This is a genomic window from Sphingobacterium sp. 40-24 (genome assembly GCF_001899705.1).
Taxonomy (GTDB): Bacteria; Bacteroidota; Bacteroidia; order Sphingobacteriales; family Sphingobacteriaceae; genus Sphingobacterium; species Sphingobacterium multivorum.
Window position 1 is genome coordinate 1 of the sequence record NZ_MKWH01000072.1, and the last position, 16,932, is coordinate 16,932.

Genomic DNA, 16,932 nt, shown 5'->3' on the forward strand with positions numbered 1-16,932 from the left:
GCCCGCCAGAGCCGATGGTATTGCCGTAACAGGTGGGAGAGTAGGTCGGTGCCTTTTTTTACACGGAAGCCCTTGCTGGAAATAGTCAAGGGCTTCTTTCGTTTAGATACCTGCCTGTACTTCCCTGTACAAGCTATTGCATATCTGCCGTACCCCCCGACCGGCGCTGTTCCGCAGCAGTGTGACGCATCTGTAAATCAAATATTCGGCGGTCACTACACAAGCTACTTGTAATCACTAGGAGCATGTCTTGTCTCAGTTATTACCCCAATGGTTTACGGAGGTGAGAAAGTCTCGGTTTTTGGATATATCATTCGTATTTCTATTAGATAGGATTGAAAACTTTTTAACACCATAATTTTCGCTGTTGCCGATTTTATGTTGTAAGATTGCTACACCTTTGCCTGTAAAGGATGAATATATCGGCAGGAGCTTTGAGTTTGGTGTTTGAAACTATTGTGGGATATTTTATATGTATGAAGATTGGGATTAAAGGAGCATGTAGAAATTATAATCCGTTCTATTTGAGATATTGAAACGACTCACATGTTGTATAATAGTGAAATATCAATTATTATATATTGGAAAGTGGAAAGTCGGGCACAGTAAAGGAGGTATCTGTATTGCCAACGGTCTATATGGAATACAAATACCTGATGTTCTTGGCTATTACACTATACCCTGGAAGAATAGCTGCATTGCTTTAATCTTCTTCTGTATAAAAGTCGATCAACGAGGAGATATAAGGGTCTTCCCATCCATCCGAGATATTTTCAAAGTCTTCATCCGGTATATTTGTCTGCCTAATTTCCAAGGATGTCCCTTTTTTATGTTCATGCAGCTTTAATGTAACAATCGAGGGGTTGTCTGTTTCACCGAAGTACCATTCTTGCACAATTTTTGTCGAAGGTTCCAGTTCCAAGAATCGGCCAGTTATAGCACCATCCCATAAGGAGAATTCTCCATTGATAGTAGCGTCTATGGACACTAGGTCTCCTGTCCAAAGACGAGCGGTAATTTCGGTCGTTAATGCAAGATACAGCTCCTCTGGAGTTGCAGGAATAATAGCATATTTCTTGAATTCTTTCATGGTGCAAAGTTACTCTTTCTTGTAATTTACCACTTATTTTGACTTCATTTTTATTTATCTTAATTTTATCGCAAACTATTAGGACAACATGAGTAATTTTCTGCCAAATTCTTTAGTGAAAAAGTTAGGAGTGAATCCATTATTTGATACTGATGCATTTATTAAGATACATGAAGAAGGTATTCGGGCGACAGCAATACGCCTAAACCCTAATAAATTAGAAGATTGTCCGTTTCCTAATGCAAAACAAGTTCCTTGGTGTCATGTGGCTTATTATCTTCAGGATCGTCCAGTGTTTACGTTAGATCCTTTATTTCATGCTGGAACATACTATCCACAAGATGCTTCTTCCATGTTCATAGATCATATTATTCGAAGTTTGAAGTTAAATGAAAGGAGTGTTCGGGCGTTGGACTTATGCGCCGCTCCAGGAGGAAAGTCTACTTTATTAAACAGTAGTTTGCATCCGGAATCGCTCTTGGTTGCAAATGAAATTATTAAAACTAGGGTTACCGTCCTGCAAGATAACTTAATGAAATGGGGAAATGCTAACACAGTAACGACAAATAATGATCCTGCAGCGTTTAATCGCCTTCCAGGATACTTCGATTTGATGGTTGTTGATGCCCCATGTTCTGGATCTGGAATGTTTAGAAAAGATACCGATACCATCGATGAATGGTCCGAAGCTAATGTTAAGCTTTGTAGCGAAAGACAACAGCGAATTTTGGCTGAAAGCTTGGCGACTTTAAATAAGGGCGGATATTTGTTCTATTCAACATGTTCTTATTCTCCGGAAGAAAATGAAGATATTGTCGATTGGTTACTGGATAGCGGTGATTTCGAATCTATTGAAATAGCTATTGAAGAGCATTGGGGAATTGATCATACAAGTTCTAATAAGCATCGTGCACACGGTTATCGATTTTACCCGCATAAATTAGGTGGAGAGGGCTTTTTTATTGCTGTCCTTAAGAAGATTGGCGAACAGGGAACGTTCAATAGAAAGCGAATTAAACCCGAAAAATCAGATGCACCTAGAGGAATTCTAGATAATTGGATTTCGGATAGTGCCAGTTTTCATACTTTTCTTCATCGTGATGATGTATATATTTTTCCAAAAATGTACGAACATGATCTAAAATATCTCCAAAATGTACTTTATCTTAAGAATGCGGGAACTAATGTTGGGAAACTTAACAGAAAGGAGCTAATACCAAGCCATGCGCTGGCTTTGAGCATTCATTTGACCAAAGACTTCCAATTGGTGGAATTGTCGCTTGAGGATGCCCGCAATTATCTTAGAAAGGAAAATATAGCTGTGGATACGATTGGCGAAAATATTCAAGGATGGGCCATAGCAAGTTTTCAAGGTAAACCTTTGGGCTGGATGAAGGTATTGACCAACCGAATAAACAACTATTATCCAAAGGAATTGAGGATTGCAAATTTATAAGAGCTGGAGACATTGTACTCCAAGGGGAGTATATATAAAATTTGCTTAGGATAGGCCCACGATAATTGAACAGATATCTTTAGCAACTTCTTCTTTCGATTTTAGGCTAAACTCACGGGTATTTCCAGACCGATCGATTATAGTGACTTTATTGGTATCCGTAGCAAAGCCGGCACCCTTATCTTGCATGGAATTGAGCACAATAAAATCCAGGTTTTTTCGAACCAATTTTTCTTTTGCATTTTCGAGTTCATTATTGGTTTCCAATGCAAACCCAACGAGTAGCTGGTTTTCTTTCTTTTTGGCACCTAAAGTAGCTAGAATATCGGCGGTTTTTGTCAGCTCGATAGCGAATTCGTTTTCTTTCTTTTTTATTTTTTGGGTAGCGACTTCAACTGGAGTGTAGTCTGCCACAGCAGCGCTCATTACAACAATATCTGCTGCTTCAAAATATTCTTCGCAGGCGCTTAGCATCTCAGCTGCCGAGGTAACTGAAATCGTATAGACGCGTTCGGGTAATTTCAGGGCAGTAGGTCCCGATACTAGCGTGACATCTGCGCCAAGTTCTTCAAGTTCTTTGGCGATGGCATAGCCCATTTTTCCACTTGAATGATTGCCAATGAAGCGGACTGGGTCTATAGCTTCATAAGTAGGGCCAGCTGATACTAATGCTTTCTTTCCTGCTAAGGGCAGTCCTCGCTCCGAAAATTTAACTAAGAAATCCATTATTTCTTCCGGCTCCGCCAAACGCCCCTCACCAACTAGACCACTTGCCAGTTCCCCTTTTCCCGGGGGAATGAGGATATTGCCATAAGAACTAAGCTTATTAATATTGGACTGTGTTGAAGGGTGTTTCCACATATCTAAATCCATTGCTGGAGCGAATAGTACTGGACATTTTGCTGATAGATACACGGCTGTTAAGAGGTTATCGCAAAACCCATTGGCCATTTTGGCCAAGGTATTTGCCGTTGCTGGTGCGACTAAAATATAATCTGCATTTAAAGCAATTTCGACATGATTGTTCCATTCCCCGGTATTCGGCTGATAATAATCTATTAAAACGGGGGTTTTGGAAAGTGTGGAAAGCGTAAGCGGGGTAATAAATGCTGTCGCTTCTTTTGACATGACTACGTTAACTTTGGCTTCCGCTTTTACCAAAAGGCGGATAAGGGATGCAATCTTGTATGCGGCAATACTGCCGCATACAGCAATTACAATATTTTTCCCAGCTAAAGCCATTGTTCAAGGATTAGTCCTGCTCTTTTGAAGGATTTCTGTAGTACACTTTATCGTGTAAAAATTCATCGATAGCAACCAAGGTAGGCTTTGGCATACGCTCGTAATGTTTTGAAATCTCTATTTGTTCGCGGTTTTCGAATACCTCTTCCAAGTTATCGTTGTTGCTTGCAAATTCAGCAAGTTTTCCATTCAATTCTTCTTTAATATCTACTGCAATTTGGTTCGCGCGTTTAGAAATAACTACAATAGATTCATAGAGATTGTCAGTGCCTTTGTCCAATTGTCTCAAGTCACGTGTGACTGTAGAGTTTGGAACTGAATTGTTATTTTTTTGACTCATCTTTTTGGGTATTTTCTTTTTCTTTTTTCGCCTTTTGTTCTTTGATATACACTTCCTGCTCTGCAACGGCCTTATTATAATCCTTTACTTGAGAGAGGGCGGTTTTAATCCCTTTTTCAGAATTTTCACGAAGAGATTCTGCCTCTTTCATATGTTTGCTATTCGGAAAATTACTTGCGAAGCTACGGTAATAATCCAAGGCATCATCAAATCTGCTTTCTTGTTTCAGGAAGAAACTTTTTGACGCATAGATGTATTGTGCTTTTAAGGTTAAAAACTCAATCTCTTCTGCGTATTTTGTATCAGGGTATTCTTTTAATACATTCTGTAATGCGATGACAGCTGCCCTATAATCATCCGTAAGACCCATGTCATAATACAGTCTTGCATTAGCAAATGCTTTAAGCTCAAGTTTATCTCTTAATTTCTGAATAAGATCTGCGGCTTCTTTGGACCGTTCCGATTCGGGATAGAGATTGACAAAGAGCTGTAAAGCATCAATTGCCTTTCTTGTATTTGCTTGATCTAACGTCGATCTCGGAGAATCCAAATAATAACAATAGGCATGCATAAAACGACATTCCTCTGCTCTTGCACTATTTGGATAAACATCCGCAAAATCTTTAAAGTGAAATGCTGCAGATGTATAATCTTTCAGACGGTAGTTGGCAAATGCCAAATAATAGTAAATATTTTCTGCTTCAGCTTGTCCACGGAATTTGGTCCGCAAGTCATCAAACAAAACTAACGCCTTTGTATATTTCTTTTTCTCATAAAGTTTTACGGCCTCTTCGTACTTTTGAGCGATGTTATTGCTTGCTCGCAATTTCTCAAATTTACTTTTACAGCCAGTAAATACCAATAGAAACATCATGCCGGCACAGATAGCCGCTATACGCCTATTTAAAAACATTTTACAAAGATAAGTGAATTTGTTATACTAATCAATTAAATTTTACTGCGCAATATAGTTTAATAATTATTTGATCGCAAAAACAACATTTCTTATTAACATTCTTTAACTCGATTGTAGCTCGGAAGAGGGTATATTGTCATATACTTGTTGTTTTTCCAATGGTAGCGAAGCCTAAAAATACACATTTTAAAATATTTGATTATCTTTACATATTACAATCATTGAATAGCATTAAAAGTATGACTTTAAAAGAAAAAGTTGAGCAAGCATTAGATACCTTGAGACCATATTTGGAGACTGATGGCGGAAATGTGAGTGTTGAAGAGATTACAGCGGATAATGTCGTGCGTTTAAAATTATTGGGAGCATGTGCTTCATGTTCAATGAGCATTATGACCTTTAAAGCTGGTTTAGAGCAGGCAATTAAGAAAGCTGTTCCTGAAATTACAGCAGTAGAGGCTATTAATTTAACAGATCCAGATTCCCCAGAAGCAACTTTACCCTCTGTTAATTAGTTTTTCTATTAACACAATTTAACGGCTAGTTCGGCTACTTTTGTTTAAATTTGTTCTATGAAGTTGCTGGTTTCTATATTATTTGCTGTATTTATACTTTTTTGTTCCGCTGCATTACAAGCGCAGGAAAGGAAAATTATTCAATATTCCGGTATCGTAACAACGGTTGGGTCTGGACTTCCTGTAGGTTATGCGACTGTCACTAATTTATCTTTCCGAAATGAAGCATTTGCTGCAAATAACGAGGGCTATTTCTCTTTTGTGGCACATGTAGGCGATACAATTCGTTTTACCTCTGTCGGTTTTGATCCTTTAGTTGTCACTATTCCTGAGGTTTCTGGAGATAAATATACCGCAAATATCATTATGCAAAATCTAGTGACGGAACTTCCGATGGTAACGCCCTATCCTTGGGCAAGTATAGAAGAGTTTAACATTGCATTTATGAATCTAGACGTTTCTGAAGATAACATCGTTAGAGTAAGAAGATCCTTGTCGTATGAGTCCTTGTCTGCAATGGCAGCTGTAATACCACGTGACGGAAATGAAATGCGTTCAATTAATAATGCGCAGAGCTTTAATACCATGAATAATAAAGTCATCAACCAACGTTATGCTAATCCATTGTTAAATCCTTTTGCATGGGGCAGTTTAATCCAACAGATTACAAAAGGAAGTCAGAGCCGAAAAAGTTCAAGTTATTAATCAGTCGATTTCAGTTTATTGAGTTCTCTCACACTTAATTTAGCGGAGAAATAGGAAACTAGACCAGAGATGCCAATGACTGTTATGAATACTAAAATGTAATCACTCCACTTACTTACCATAGGGTAGCTGTCTATAATGGTATTCGCTCCATCTTCTACACGAATGATTCCATAGACTGACTGAATATAGTTGAATATGCCGCCTATCAATAGACCTAATACACAACCGATAATAGCGATCATAAGACCTTCATAAAAGAAGATACGTTGAATTAGATTATCAGCCCCACCCAAACCTTTCAGGATCGTCATATCCTTTTGTTTGTCCAGTACAAGCATGGTTAAGGAACCTACAATATTAAAGATTGCAATCACACTGATTAAGGTCAGGATAAAGAAGACGACCCAGCGTTCAACGCGTACATTTTTATATAAGGTGGGGTTTTGTTTTTCCCTATTCTTTACAATATAATCTGGTCCTATTTTCTTTTGTAATGTCTGCCCAAATAAGTTGACATCTATACCATCTTTTAGGTAAAATTCGATCGATGAAACGCGGTCATATTCTCCGAGAACCTCTTTAGTAAATGAAATCGGTGTAATTATCAAATTGTCAAAATCTTGTTGATAGCGCATTACCCCTACAGGAGTTATGGATCGGATGTTGAACTCTTCAGCAGGATTGGAGGAATTTTTTACCCCTTTTCTCGGTGAATACACTTGAATTTGTTCCGAAGAGTTCTGCATAGGAATCGCCAGATTTGCCTGTACGCTTGCCCCTAGAATTGCGAGGTTAGTCGAGTCATGAGTAAGTTTGTATTGACCATCTACGAGGATACTGTCTCCGGTCTTCTTACTTAGCGATTGAGGTTCGACACCTTTTATATTTGCAATAAATTGTCTATTTGAATATTGTAACAATACCTTCTCTTGTAGAACCTCCGTATAATGAACCACATTAGAATCTTTTCGTAATTCGCTGAAGATAGCCTGTTTGCTATCAAAAAGTTTGCCTTTCTTGGGTTCAATCTTCAGCTCAGGAGCAAACTTACTGTACATGGATAGTATCAGCTGTTCCATTCCATTGAATGATGATAACAAAATGATTAAAGCGGCACTACTTACCATTACGCCAATCACACTAATTGAAGAGATGATATTAATGGCATTAACTGATTTCTTAGAAAACAGATATCTTTTTGCAAATAGAAGTGGCAGGTTCATGACTTTTATCCTCGGATAAATGGATTAGAATTCTTTTCGAAGCCAATCGTAGTCGATGGCCCATGCCCCGGGTAGACGATCGTGTCGTCGGGCAAGGTATAAAGTTTTGTTTTTATGCTATCCAAAAGCTGCTGGTGATTTCCCCCAGGAAGATCAGTACGGCCAATGCTATTGCGAAATAGAACATCTCCTCCGATCAAGAATTTTTGATCAGCTGAATACAAGCAAATATGTGCAGGGGAATGTCCAGGCGCAAGAATGACCGTTAGCTCATCATCATCTAAATGAATGGTATCATCCTCATTTAGAAATGTTTCCCCAATTGGGGAAATGTCATATCGGATGCCCATTTGAGGAGCATAATTCTGAACCGCTACTAAAATTGGTACCTCACCTTCGTGAAACTGCGGAAGCAAGCCAAATTTTTCATGGACAAAACTATTCCCCAATACATGGTCAATATGACAGTGTGTATTTAATAGGAGTGCCGGCTTGAGTTTATTGTTTGCGATGAAAGCTAGTAGTTCTTGCTGATCTTGCTCGCCATACATCCCTGGGTCAATGATAATGGCATTTCCTGACTCGTTATAAAGTAGATAAGTATTCTCCTGATAGGGATTGAAAGTGAATGTTTTGATCGTAAGCATAGTGGTAAAATTACAGTTTTTATTGATTTCTTACTATTGAAAGGTCAACTATTCCAGATTTCCCAGTTTTTTTCTGCTTGTAGAACCAACATTTCATACCCGTTTTTGATTCTGGCACCTTTTTCTTTGCTTTTTCGAAGAAACGTTGTTTCCTCTGGGTTGTATATGAGATCATAACAGAGGTGATTCTCAGTTAAGAATTCGTAAGGAATTTTCGGATATTCTGCTGTATTGGGAAATGTACCAACCGGTGAACAGTTGATAATCAAAGTATGGTCAGCTAGGATAGCACGATCAAGTTCATCATAAATGAGCTGGCCTGCCTGTTTGGTTCTGCTTACTAAAGTATGTGTTATTCCAAGTTGATTCAGGGCATAAATGACAGCTTTTGCAGCGCCCCCATTACCTAAAATCAAAGCCTTCTTATCCGCTTGGGGATTTAATAGCGGCTTTAGCGATGCCTCAAAACCATAGGCATCTGTATTGTAGCCTTTAAGATGTGTTATACCATCTGATGTATGGCTGATTCGAATACAGTTTACAGCTTGTATTGCATGAGCTTCTTCCGAGAGCTCATCCAAATAATCCATAACCTCTATCTTATAGGGAATGGTCACATTGACACCGTAAAAGTCTTTATTGGAAGCAATTGTTGTAAAATCGGCTATTTGAGCAAGTGGATATAAATCATAATCCACATCGGTAATACCCTCTTGATGAAATTTTTCTAGATAATATTTTTTTGAAAAAGAATGCCCTAACGGGTATCCTATTAAGCCTAATTTTTTCATTTGAATTGCGAAAAGTACGTTGTGGGAACAGGAATATATTTTCAATTTTAATATCCGGTCATTGCTACGCAATGACCGGATATGAGCCTCTTACATGTTAATCTTTCGGCTTTGTATATTTTTTTACAATTTCAGTAATAATCTGATTCCCTTGTAGCTGTGGAAGGTAATCAAAAAGAATATGATGCTTATCGGGATCCGTCGCCAGACCAAGCTCTAAAAAGTTCAGCGCTTCATTGTATTGTCCATTGGCAAATAGATAAGCAACCACACGATAGTACAGCTCTGCAGCATTTGGATTTTGTGTGATGGCATCGGATATTACATCAATGGCTTCTTCAATTTTACTTTGTTCAAATAGAATGGAGGAATAATCGAGCCACGCATCTATATCTGTTGGGTTCAAAGCGACTACCTTTTTATAGGCTTCTTCTGCAAGATCTATTTGTTGTAGTTTGTATCGGGCATCGGCAATCGCAAACCAGTAATCGGGGTTTGTATCTTCCAGCTCCAATGCTTTTTTATAGAAATGAAGAGATTCAAAATAACGCTCTTCGAAATCTAAGGTGACCCCAATACCGAACCAGGCATCAGCAAGCTCCGCATCTAATTTGACTGCCTTTTTATAATAATTGCGGGCTTCCTCCATCTGCTCAAGTTTCTCATAACATTCGCCAATCGCACAATAGGTATCAGCACTTGGTTGCTCATATTCAAATGTTTGTTTGTATACGTCCAATGCTTCCTGATAGCGATCTAGATTAACAAGAGCGTTCCCCTTATTGAAATAAGCTGAAGAAAAGTCTTCTTTAATTAATATAGCATAGTCATAAGCATCCAGAGCTTCCTCAAACCGACTTATTTTATGGTAAGAATTTCCTAGATTATACCAAGCATAGTAGGAGTATGGGTCTGAATCAATGTACTTCTTATAAAAGGAGATACTTTCTTCCTGTCTATCCAATATATCATAACAATAGGCCAATTCATAGAGTGCTTCTTGGTAATCCATATTGAGCTCAAGTGCTTTCTTTAGATAAATTATTGCTTTGTCATAATTCATTTGCGCTTGAAAGATCATCGCAATATGGAAGTAGACTTCATCTTTATTATCTAATAGCGGAAGTGCTTTGAAGAGCTGTTCCAAAGCATTATCAAACTGGCCGATACTACCTAATATGCCACCACGGATTAAGAAGATGTCTCCTTCTGAAGCTTCCAATAATTCCGCTTTATCAAGTGCCGAAAGTGCATTCTGATATTGTTGAATCGTTGAAAACAGTTGTGCCTGTTTCAATAAAAAGGTAATATCAAAAGGGTGTTGGCTGATCGCAAATTCGGTAACCTGTAGGGCCTTAACAGGGTCATTTTTTTCAGCGTAGTAATCAATAATTCCTTCAAAAGCCTTGGAGTCAAAAAAATACTGATCCTCGTTTCGAAGCATTTCCTCATATCTGTCCACCGAGATTTTTCTTTCTTCGGGGTTTTCAAATTCAAAATCCTCTTCCATTCTCAAAAGTTTAAAACCAGTATTCTGTTCTTTAATTCAAAATACTAATTTCTTATCTAATTTGTTCGAACTAATTTTCCACAAATCGGATATCCTCCACAAAGTTAAGGATAAATACGGGTAAAATAAAAAAGCCGGCTTTAAAGCCGGCTTCTAATATAATGGTATAAGTTATATACGATTATTTTTTGATCTCAACACGACGGTTTTGAACACGACCTTCTTCAGTAGCATTAGATGCAACTGGGTTTTTCTCTCCGTAACCGTTAGCAGTGATGCTTGATGAAGAAACACCAGCGTTTACTAAATATTGTTTTACAGAGTTCGCACGGTCTTTAGATAAAGTCACGTTATAAGCTTCAGAACCTTCAGCAGATGCATAACCATCTAATTGTACAGATGAATTGTTATCACGTAATTCTTTAGCCAATTTGTCTAACGTAGAGTAAGATGAAGTTTTCAATACTGAGCTATCAAATTCGAATTGAATTGGAGCGTAGTAACCGTTAGAAGTAACGTTGTTAACAACTGGCTCTGGGAATTTGATTGGACATCCTGAACCATCTACTGGAGTACCAGCTGGAGTACCAGGACATTTGTCAAATTTATCAGATACACCATCACCATCAGCGTCAGCGCTTAATGTGTTAACAGTACCTTCTAAAGTGCTTACACGTTGTTTCAATGCTTCAACTTCGTTTCTCAATGAAGGATCTTTCAACTCATCATACAATGTAGCAACTGGGTTAGCAAAAGTCAAGTTTTGTTTGTCTTTCGAACCTAAAGTGAATTCTAAACCAGCCATAACTGAAGAGAATTTACCTTTGTAAGATGATTGACGAGCTGGGCCGTAGATTTGATCATCAGCAAAGTTCATTGTATAACCTAAGTTCAATGCTACTACTTCAGATAATTTGAATTTAGCGCCAACACCTACAGGAACGAATGCTGTTAATTTGTTGTCGCGGTCACCTTTTTTATCACGGTCACCAATGATGCCTTCGCCCCATTTACCTGAATTATCATAAACAACTGTTCCTGAGAAATCATTGTTTGAATATTGAACAGGGTTGTAAGCCATAGCTCCCAAACCTACTTTAGCGTAGAAGTTAACTGCATTTTCTCTTCTCAAGAAATCGATTGTACCCAATTGGAATACACCGTTTAAGCTAGCTGCCCAGTTTACACTAGTTTCAACTGAACGAGCGCCTCTTGAGTTCTCGATAGCAGGACCAGAAAGATCATGGTTGTACGTTTTGATCTTACCACGGTTAGCTTCAACTTCTAAACCAAATAAGTGAGAGAATTGTTTACGCACTGTCAAACCATAGTACTCACCTACTTTATTTTGGAAGTAACCTACTTTTTGACCAAAAGCGTTACCACCACCGATTACGTTGTTCGGTGTAGTGATACCACCTTGAACTCCGATAGACCAAGTTCTGTATTGTGATCTACCACCGAATACTTGTTGAGCTTGTGCTGTACCAGCGAAACCTAAAGCGGCAACTAATGTAGCAGCAACAGCTGTTTTTTTAATTGTAGAATAGTTCATACTCTTGTTTTTAAGGTTATTATTAATTTTAATTGTTTTCAAATTTAATTATTGTATTAACACAAGGAATAGTACAATTGCCGTGCCAAAGTCTTAAAGTTATGTTAAAATTTTGTTTTTGCTATATTTTGTACTAAATTAAGTATTTAATGTGAAACAACAAAACAAAAATCCGGTACGAAAGTACCAAATTTTTGTTTTGTTTCAATAGGTTTAAGAAAAAAATTAAGTATTTTTTTTCTAAAGCAAATAATGTACGACCAATAAAGACAACGCACCCAACAAAGCTGAAACTGGAATGGTTAATATCCAAGCCCATAACAAGCTGATTGTTACCCCCCAACGCACTGCGGAAACACGTTTGACAACACCGACACCGATGATTGCACCTGTAATGGTATGCGTTGTTGAGGCTGGTATCCCAAAATGTTCTGTGATACCCAAAGTGACAGCTCCTGCAGATTCAGCACAAACACCTTCCAAGGGTGTTACTTTTGTGATCTTGGTTCCCATCGTTTTAACAATTTTCCATCCACCGCTCATTGTTCCGGCAGCGATTGCTGCGTAACAAGTTAATGGAATCCACTCTGGCATGTGTTCAGTCGTTGGGACATAGCCACCAGCAACCATCGCTACAAGGATAATTCCCATGACTTTCTGTGCATCATTACCTCCATGTGCAAAGCTCAAAGCAGCAGAAGAAACAAGTTGCAATATCTTGAACCATTTTTCGGCAACGCTTGGACGGGAGTTTTTTGCCAGGTTGATTACAATCAATGTGATGATAACCGATATCGTCATACCTATAATAGGGGCCAGTACGATAAATGCAATAATCTTTAAGGTTGCATCAATATTGATGGCGTGGATAGGATCTGCGCCAAGAATAAAAGCGTATGCCATACCCGATCCTGCAAAACCTCCAATAAGTGTATGGGATGAACTGGATGGTACGCCATAGTACCAGGTAAATAAGTTCCAACCGATTGCTGCAAGTAACCCTGCGAAAATAACTTCTAATGTAATGTATTCTTCCAATACTGTTTTTGCAATGGTATTGGCTACTTTATGATCTGTAAAGTAGAAGTAAGCTGCAAAGTTGAATATCGCAGCCCATAAAACGGCCATTGCTGGCGTTAAAACTTTTGTTGATACAACTGTCGCAATAGAATTGGCTGCATCATGGAATCCATTGATGTAGTCAAAAGCAATCGCAAGGACAATTACAACAACGAGTAATGTTGACATCATAATCTCGTAGAATTTTTGTGCACTTAAATCGAATGATTATGCGTTTTTAACCAGAATGCTTTCTAATACGTTAGCAACATCCTCACATTTATCGGTTGCATCTTCCATTGCAGATAACACTTCCTTGTGTTTAATTAATGAAATTGCATCTTTTTCAAATTCAAAAAGGTCAGCTACAGCTTTATCGAAAATATAATCCGCTTTGTTTTCTACGCTATTGATGCGAACACATGAATCCGTAATATTGCGGATATTTTTCAAATCTCTAAGCTCATGAATAGCTTTTGATACATGTTCTGTAGCTTCGACTAGTAAGTCAGCAATTTCAATCATTGGCTCCGTGGCCTTTTCAACCTTGTAAAGGTCCATTCTATTGGCGGCACCATGGATAAAATCTGCGACATCGTCCAATGAGCTTGCCAAAGAGTGTATATCTTCGCGGTCAAAAGGAGTGATAAAGTTCTTTCCCAGCTCCAAATGAATTTGATGCGTGATGTTGTCGCCTCTATGTTCCAAATCTTCCACTTTGCGTGTTAATTCCTTTTTCTTTTCAGGGTTGCTTGAGTTAACAATATCTTTTAACAACTTTGACATCTCGATCAAGTTGTTGCCGGCTTGTTCAAACAAAGGGAAGAATTTTTTATCCTTTGGAACGAAGTATTGAAAAATGCTATTTAAAGACATATCTTAAATTTATTTTTGCAAAAATAATACCTTAATGTTAAGTTAATGTTAACATTGATTTTGTTTAAACACAAAAGTGTCATCAATTGTTTAATTACCGGACTGAACTTTTTGTAAAGTAAAGCCAAATGTTGTTCCAATCCCTTCTGTACTACGCACATTTACGTTTTGCTGATGTGCTTCGACAATGTGCTTTACGATAGCCAATCCTAATCCTGATCCTCCAATATCGCGTGATCGGCTCTTATCAGTTCGAAAAAAGCGCTCGAATACACGGCTTAGATTTTTTTCTTCGATGCCATAACCGTCGTCTGTAATTTCGATAAGAACCTGTTCAAACAGTGGGAAAATCTTAATTTTAGTTGTCCCGCCCTCTTTTCCATACTTTAGGGAATTGTCTATCAGGTTGTATAATACCTGATGAATTTTATTGCGGTCAGCTTTAACCCAATGGGGTGTACCCGCTTTGGGTTTGAATTCTATTTTGATATTGTGTTGTTTAGCTTTGTCTTCAAGAGAGTAGGTGGTGTCTTTAATGAGGTCGACGATATCGAATTTTTCTATATTCAGGACCATTTTTCCGGATTCCAGTTTGGATATTTCATCAAGATCCTGAATCAGGTAATTTAGCCGGTCTAGATTCCGGGCAGCCTTATCTAAGAAATTCTTGGCCATTTCCATGTCTTCTTCCATCAGGCCATCTTGCAGGGTCTCAATGTAACCTTGCGTGGCAAATAAAGGCGTTTTGAATTCATGAGAAATGTTTGATAAAAACTCTCTGCGGAATTTCTCTTGTGATTTTAACTGCTCTATCTCATTTTTTTTATCTTTTGCCCATGCTTTGACTTCGTTCTCAGCATCTGTGATAGGATCCTCACTGACATGTTCTCCGATAGCATCTTTAAGATCCTTGCCGAGTTTAAGGTTATGAATCAGTTTATACATCGTATTGAGTCTACGATATATATATTTTTCAAATAGATAGTTAAATAGGAGGAAACTCGTTACCACAGCAACAAAGAAAATGATCAGCGCTGTCTGTAGATCATGTTTATAATAAAAGCTGATCGTAGATATTGCAATGCCGACAGCTGCGGAGTTTGCCAGTAATAATTGTTTAAAGTTCATTTGCAGAATAAAAAAGGCCCCTGATTTGGAGCCTAAGTTACTTATAATGATATTAATAAATTGTTAAAATTTTCCGATAATCGTTTTTGCTCCAGTAACCTTGTCACCAATGTTAACATTGATTTCTGTGCCTAAAGGAAGAAATAGATCTACGCGGGAACCGAATTTGATAAAACCAAACTCATTGCCTTGCACGACTTCGTCTTTTTCTTTTACATACCATACAATGCGACGCGCTAAGGCTCCTGCAATCTGGCGGAAAAGAACCTCCCGACCAGCTTTATCTTTGACAACGACTGTTGTTCTTTCGTTATCTGTAGATGATTTGGGGTGCCAAGCCACCAGAAACTTGCCGGGATGGTATTTAAAGAACGTGACTAAACCACTGATTGGGTTTCTGTTGACATGGACATTGACAGGAGACATAAATATAGATACCTGTATCCGCTTATCGTGGAAATACTCATTTTCCTCAGTTTCTTCGATAACAACAACTTTTCCATCCGCTGGACAAAGAATCACGTCATCCTGCGGGTTGACCACTTTTCTGGGACTTCTGAAAAACTGGACAACTGTGATGAATAGGAATGCTGATAGCGCATAAATAAACCATTTGGCGTATTGCGGAGCGTCATAATAATCCGCAACGGCATTGATAATGAAGATAAAAAGTACAGCGATCGCTAATGTGGTATATCCTTCTTTATGAAATTTCATATCTATTTATTTCTGCAAAGATAATTATTTACTCGAATTGTCTATTTGTCTTTCGATTTTAATTGAATGGGTATAGATTTTTCCGTCGTTACCCTGTGTGATTCCGCCAGATACTCTGATGAGGTCGTCTTGAGGCTGATTGTCTTTATACGTAGGGAAATAGAAGTCAATACTTCTCGCAATACGACTCAAAATGCCATCGAAAGACTCGTTTCCGGAATCTGATATTAACTTGAGACTCTTTAGATTAGCCATTCCGGTTTTCTTTACTTCCACGAGGTAAGAAAAATTAACCTGTTTGGTGATATCTAGTCCGGTTTTATTGAGATTGTCATTAAAACGTTTAGTTAAGAAAGCATAAAAATTGGAATAATCATCAAAGCTGCAAGACTTACCGTTAAATAGTTCCGCTCGTATAAAATAGTCATAAGGGAGGATGCTTAGCGACATGAAATCCTCATTATTTAGGTCTCCATTGTCATCATAGGTCATTGTGAGCACACCATTTGCAAAGCGTTGTGTCATAGCGTAAACGGGTTGCTGGCCTACATTGTAGAAATATGTATTCCAGTTTCCCTGTGGCCTGCCGCTTTTCACCTTTCCTTTGCGTAGGTAGAAATCAAAACCAAATTCAGTAAATCCTTCAAACGGAATAGAAAATTCATAGTTGCCTTCGCCATTTATTACTTCCTGTTTGCCCCTGTTGTCCCAGTAATCTTTTATAAAGTAGCCTTGTTCACTATAGGTTATGGTCAATAGCGGTTTTCCATCCGGGTAGTAATATTTCCAATCACCGGTCGGGTGGTTGTTTTGGAAATTTACTTCCCATTTCAGCACTCCATTTGGATGGAAGGCTTGAAATACGCCTTCTTTTTTACCATCTTTATAGGAACCAATGAGTATTCTCGCTCCATTTGGCGCAAAATCGCGAAACTCTCCGTCAAAGACTTGCTTTGCAAAATCAAATTTGCTCACACGTTCAATCGTTTTAAACTCGCACTCTTTTGAAACCAAATAATAATATTTGTCAAAATAAAAACGAATCAATCCCTGGTCTAATTTTTCATAGAATACAGGTTTTTCATCCTGTGCATACAGGTTTGTAAAGCTGCACACAGACAATAATAATAAGATATGGATGAATTTTCTAATCATAACT

The 16,932-nt window shown here is 38.1% G+C and carries 17 protein-coding genes; 3 read left to right on the top strand and 14 right to left on the bottom strand.

The genetic code is table 11. From position 1 onward, the window contains the following. Nucleotides 1-703 precede the first annotated feature (703 nt). Nucleotides 704-1,090, bottom strand: coding sequence for an SRPBCC domain-containing protein (locus tag BGP15_RS26625; RefSeq protein WP_070560908.1), 387 nt, complete (start codon nucleotides 1,088-1,090; stop codon nucleotides 704-706). Nucleotides 1,091-1,178: 88 nt separating this feature from the next. On the opposite strand from BGP15_RS26625, the gene BGP15_RS26630 reads away from it, so the two are divergent. Next, nucleotides 1,179-2,546 carry a methyltransferase RsmF C-terminal domain-like protein gene (locus BGP15_RS26630; RefSeq protein WP_286771210.1) on the top strand — a complete coding sequence of 456 codons (1,368 nt, stop codon included), beginning with the start codon at nucleotides 1,179-1,181 and terminating at the stop codon, nucleotides 2,544-2,546. A 45-nt stretch (nucleotides 2,547-2,591) separates the two neighbouring features. On the opposite strand, the gene coaBC is transcribed toward BGP15_RS26630, so the two are convergent. Genes coaBC through BGP15_RS26645 form a run of 3 tightly spaced genes read right to left on the bottom strand, consistent with a single transcriptional unit; the run spans nucleotide 2,592 to nucleotide 5,041 of the window. Beyond that, on the bottom strand, nucleotides 2,592-3,788 hold the full coding sequence (gene coaBC, locus BGP15_RS26635) for a bifunctional phosphopantothenoylcysteine decarboxylase/phosphopantothenate--cysteine ligase CoaBC (protein ID WP_286771211.1): 1,197 nt from the start codon (nucleotides 3,786-3,788) through the stop codon (nucleotides 2,592-2,594). Nucleotides 3,789-3,798: 10 nt separating this feature from the next. Beyond that, nucleotides 3,799-4,128, bottom strand: coding sequence for a DNA-directed RNA polymerase subunit omega (locus BGP15_RS26640; RefSeq protein ID WP_046671627.1), 330 nt, complete (start codon nucleotides 4,126-4,128; stop codon nucleotides 3,799-3,801). Continuing rightward, nucleotides 4,112-5,041 (bottom strand): outer membrane protein assembly factor BamD, encoded by a 930-nt coding sequence (locus tag BGP15_RS26645; RefSeq protein WP_112375121.1) that lies wholly within the window; start codon nucleotides 5,039-5,041, stop codon nucleotides 4,112-4,114. The genes BGP15_RS26640 and BGP15_RS26645 overlap by 17 nt, the downstream gene beginning before the upstream one ends. Nucleotides 5,042-5,283: 242 nt before the next feature. On the opposite strand from BGP15_RS26645, the gene BGP15_RS26650 reads away from it, so the two are divergent. After that, nucleotides 5,284-5,559: a NifU family protein gene (locus BGP15_RS26650; RefSeq protein WP_046671629.1), complete on the top strand. Its 276-nt coding sequence runs from the start codon at nucleotides 5,284-5,286 to the stop codon at nucleotides 5,557-5,559. Between the two features lie 57 nt (nucleotides 5,560-5,616). Continuing rightward, nucleotides 5,617-6,264, top strand: coding sequence for a carboxypeptidase regulatory-like domain-containing protein (locus tag BGP15_RS26655; RefSeq protein ID WP_070560915.1), 648 nt, complete (start codon nucleotides 5,617-5,619; stop codon nucleotides 6,262-6,264). On the opposite strand, the gene BGP15_RS26660 is transcribed toward BGP15_RS26655, so the two are convergent. From BGP15_RS26660 to BGP15_RS26705, 10 genes are all read right to left on the bottom strand, one after another. Continuing rightward, the gene (locus BGP15_RS26660; RefSeq protein ID WP_286771212.1) at nucleotides 6,261-7,490 is read right to left on the bottom strand and encodes an FtsX-like permease family protein; all 1,230 of its coding nucleotides are present in this window, start codon (nucleotides 7,488-7,490) and stop codon (nucleotides 6,261-6,263) included. The genes BGP15_RS26655 and BGP15_RS26660 overlap by 4 nt on opposite strands. 5 nt (nucleotides 7,491-7,495) lie before the next feature. Beyond that, nucleotides 7,496-8,137: an MBL fold metallo-hydrolase gene (locus BGP15_RS26665; protein ID WP_286771213.1), complete on the bottom strand. Its 642-nt coding sequence runs from the start codon at nucleotides 8,135-8,137 to the stop codon at nucleotides 7,496-7,498. A 44-nt stretch (nucleotides 8,138-8,181) separates the two neighbouring features. Further along, on the bottom strand, nucleotides 8,182-8,928 hold the full coding sequence (locus BGP15_RS26670; RefSeq protein ID WP_286771214.1) for a shikimate dehydrogenase family protein: 747 nt from the start codon (nucleotides 8,926-8,928) through the stop codon (nucleotides 8,182-8,184). 97 nt (nucleotides 8,929-9,025) lie between these two features. Then, on the bottom strand, nucleotides 9,026-10,438 hold the full coding sequence (locus BGP15_RS26675) for a tetratricopeptide repeat protein (protein ID WP_286771215.1): 1,413 nt from the start codon (nucleotides 10,436-10,438) through the stop codon (nucleotides 9,026-9,028). A gap of 181 nt (nucleotides 10,439-10,619) precedes the next feature. After that, complete coding sequence (locus BGP15_RS26680) at nucleotides 10,620-11,993, bottom strand: OmpA family protein (RefSeq protein ID WP_286771220.1); 1,374 nt, start codon at nucleotides 11,991-11,993, stop codon at nucleotides 10,620-10,622. A 240-nt stretch (nucleotides 11,994-12,233) separates the two neighbouring features. Beyond that, nucleotides 12,234-13,244, bottom strand: a complete 1,011-nt coding sequence (locus BGP15_RS26685; protein WP_046671636.1) for an inorganic phosphate transporter — start codon at nucleotides 13,242-13,244, stop codon at nucleotides 12,234-12,236. A 36-nt stretch (nucleotides 13,245-13,280) separates the two neighbouring features. Continuing rightward, a complete protein-coding gene (locus BGP15_RS26690) occupies nucleotides 13,281-13,928 on the bottom strand; it encodes a DUF47 domain-containing protein (RefSeq protein ID WP_046671637.1) in 648 nt (215 codons plus the stop codon). Between the two features lie 90 nt (nucleotides 13,929-14,018). Then, on the bottom strand, nucleotides 14,019-15,056 hold the full coding sequence (locus BGP15_RS26695; protein WP_046671638.1) for a sensor histidine kinase: 1,038 nt from the start codon (nucleotides 15,054-15,056) through the stop codon (nucleotides 14,019-14,021). A 63-nt stretch (nucleotides 15,057-15,119) separates the two neighbouring features. Further along, on the bottom strand, nucleotides 15,120-15,773 hold the full coding sequence (locus BGP15_RS26700) for a phosphatidylserine decarboxylase family protein (protein WP_046671639.1): 654 nt from the start codon (nucleotides 15,771-15,773) through the stop codon (nucleotides 15,120-15,122). A 24-nt stretch (nucleotides 15,774-15,797) separates the two neighbouring features. Further along, on the bottom strand, nucleotides 15,798-16,928 hold the full coding sequence (locus tag BGP15_RS26705) for a toxin-antitoxin system YwqK family antitoxin (protein WP_286752839.1): 1,131 nt from the start codon (nucleotides 16,926-16,928) through the stop codon (nucleotides 15,798-15,800). Nucleotides 16,929-16,932 lie beyond the last annotated feature (4 nt).

Bases quoted from the DNA above. Each gene is read 5' to 3' on its own strand.
- BGP15_RS26640 (WP_046671627.1), bottom strand. From the start codon at position 4,128: ATGAGTCAAAAAAATAACAATTCAGTTCCAAACTCTACAGTCACACGT.
- BGP15_RS26690 (WP_046671637.1), bottom strand. From the start codon at position 13,928: ATGTCTTTAAATAGCATTTTTCAATACTTCGTTCCAAAGGATAAAAAA.
- BGP15_RS26660 (WP_286771212.1), bottom strand. From the start codon at position 7,490: ATGAACCTGCCACTTCTATTTGCAAAAAGATATCTGTTTTCTAAGAAA.
- BGP15_RS26650 (WP_046671629.1), top strand. From the start codon at position 5,284: ATGACTTTAAAAGAAAAAGTTGAGCAAGCATTAGATACCTTGAGACCA.
- BGP15_RS26645 (WP_112375121.1), bottom strand. From the start codon at position 5,041: ATGTTTTTAAATAGGCGTATAGCGGCTATCTGTGCCGGCATGATGTTT.
- BGP15_RS26680 (WP_286771220.1), bottom strand. From the start codon at position 11,993: ATGAACTATTCTACAATTAAAAAAACAGCTGTTGCTGCTACATTAGTT.
- BGP15_RS26655 (WP_070560915.1), top strand. From the start codon at position 5,617: ATGAAGTTGCTGGTTTCTATATTATTTGCTGTATTTATACTTTTTTGT.
- coaBC (WP_286771211.1), bottom strand. From the start codon at position 3,788: ATGGCTTTAGCTGGGAAAAATATTGTAATTGCTGTATGCGGCAGTATT.
- BGP15_RS26675 (WP_286771215.1), bottom strand. From the start codon at position 10,438: ATGGAAGAGGATTTTGAATTTGAAAACCCCGAAGAAAGAAAAATCTCG.
- BGP15_RS26630 (WP_286771210.1), top strand. From the start codon at position 1,179: ATGAGTAATTTTCTGCCAAATTCTTTAGTGAAAAAGTTAGGAGTGAAT.
- BGP15_RS26670 (WP_286771214.1), bottom strand. From the start codon at position 8,928: ATGAAAAAATTAGGCTTAATAGGATACCCGTTAGGGCATTCTTTTTCA.
- BGP15_RS26695 (WP_046671638.1), bottom strand. From the start codon at position 15,056: ATGAACTTTAAACAATTATTACTGGCAAACTCCGCAGCTGTCGGCATT.
- BGP15_RS26705 (WP_286752839.1), bottom strand. From the start codon at position 16,928: ATGATTAGAAAATTCATCCATATCTTATTATTATTGTCTGTGTGCAGC.
- BGP15_RS26700 (WP_046671639.1), bottom strand. From the start codon at position 15,773: ATGAAATTTCATAAAGAAGGATATACCACATTAGCGATCGCTGTACTT.
- BGP15_RS26685 (WP_046671636.1), bottom strand. From the start codon at position 13,244: ATGATGTCAACATTACTCGTTGTTGTAATTGTCCTTGCGATTGCTTTT.
- BGP15_RS26665 (WP_286771213.1), bottom strand. From the start codon at position 8,137: ATGCTTACGATCAAAACATTCACTTTCAATCCCTATCAGGAGAATACT.
- BGP15_RS26625 (WP_070560908.1), bottom strand. From the start codon at position 1,090: ATGAAAGAATTCAAGAAATATGCTATTATTCCTGCAACTCCAGAGGAG.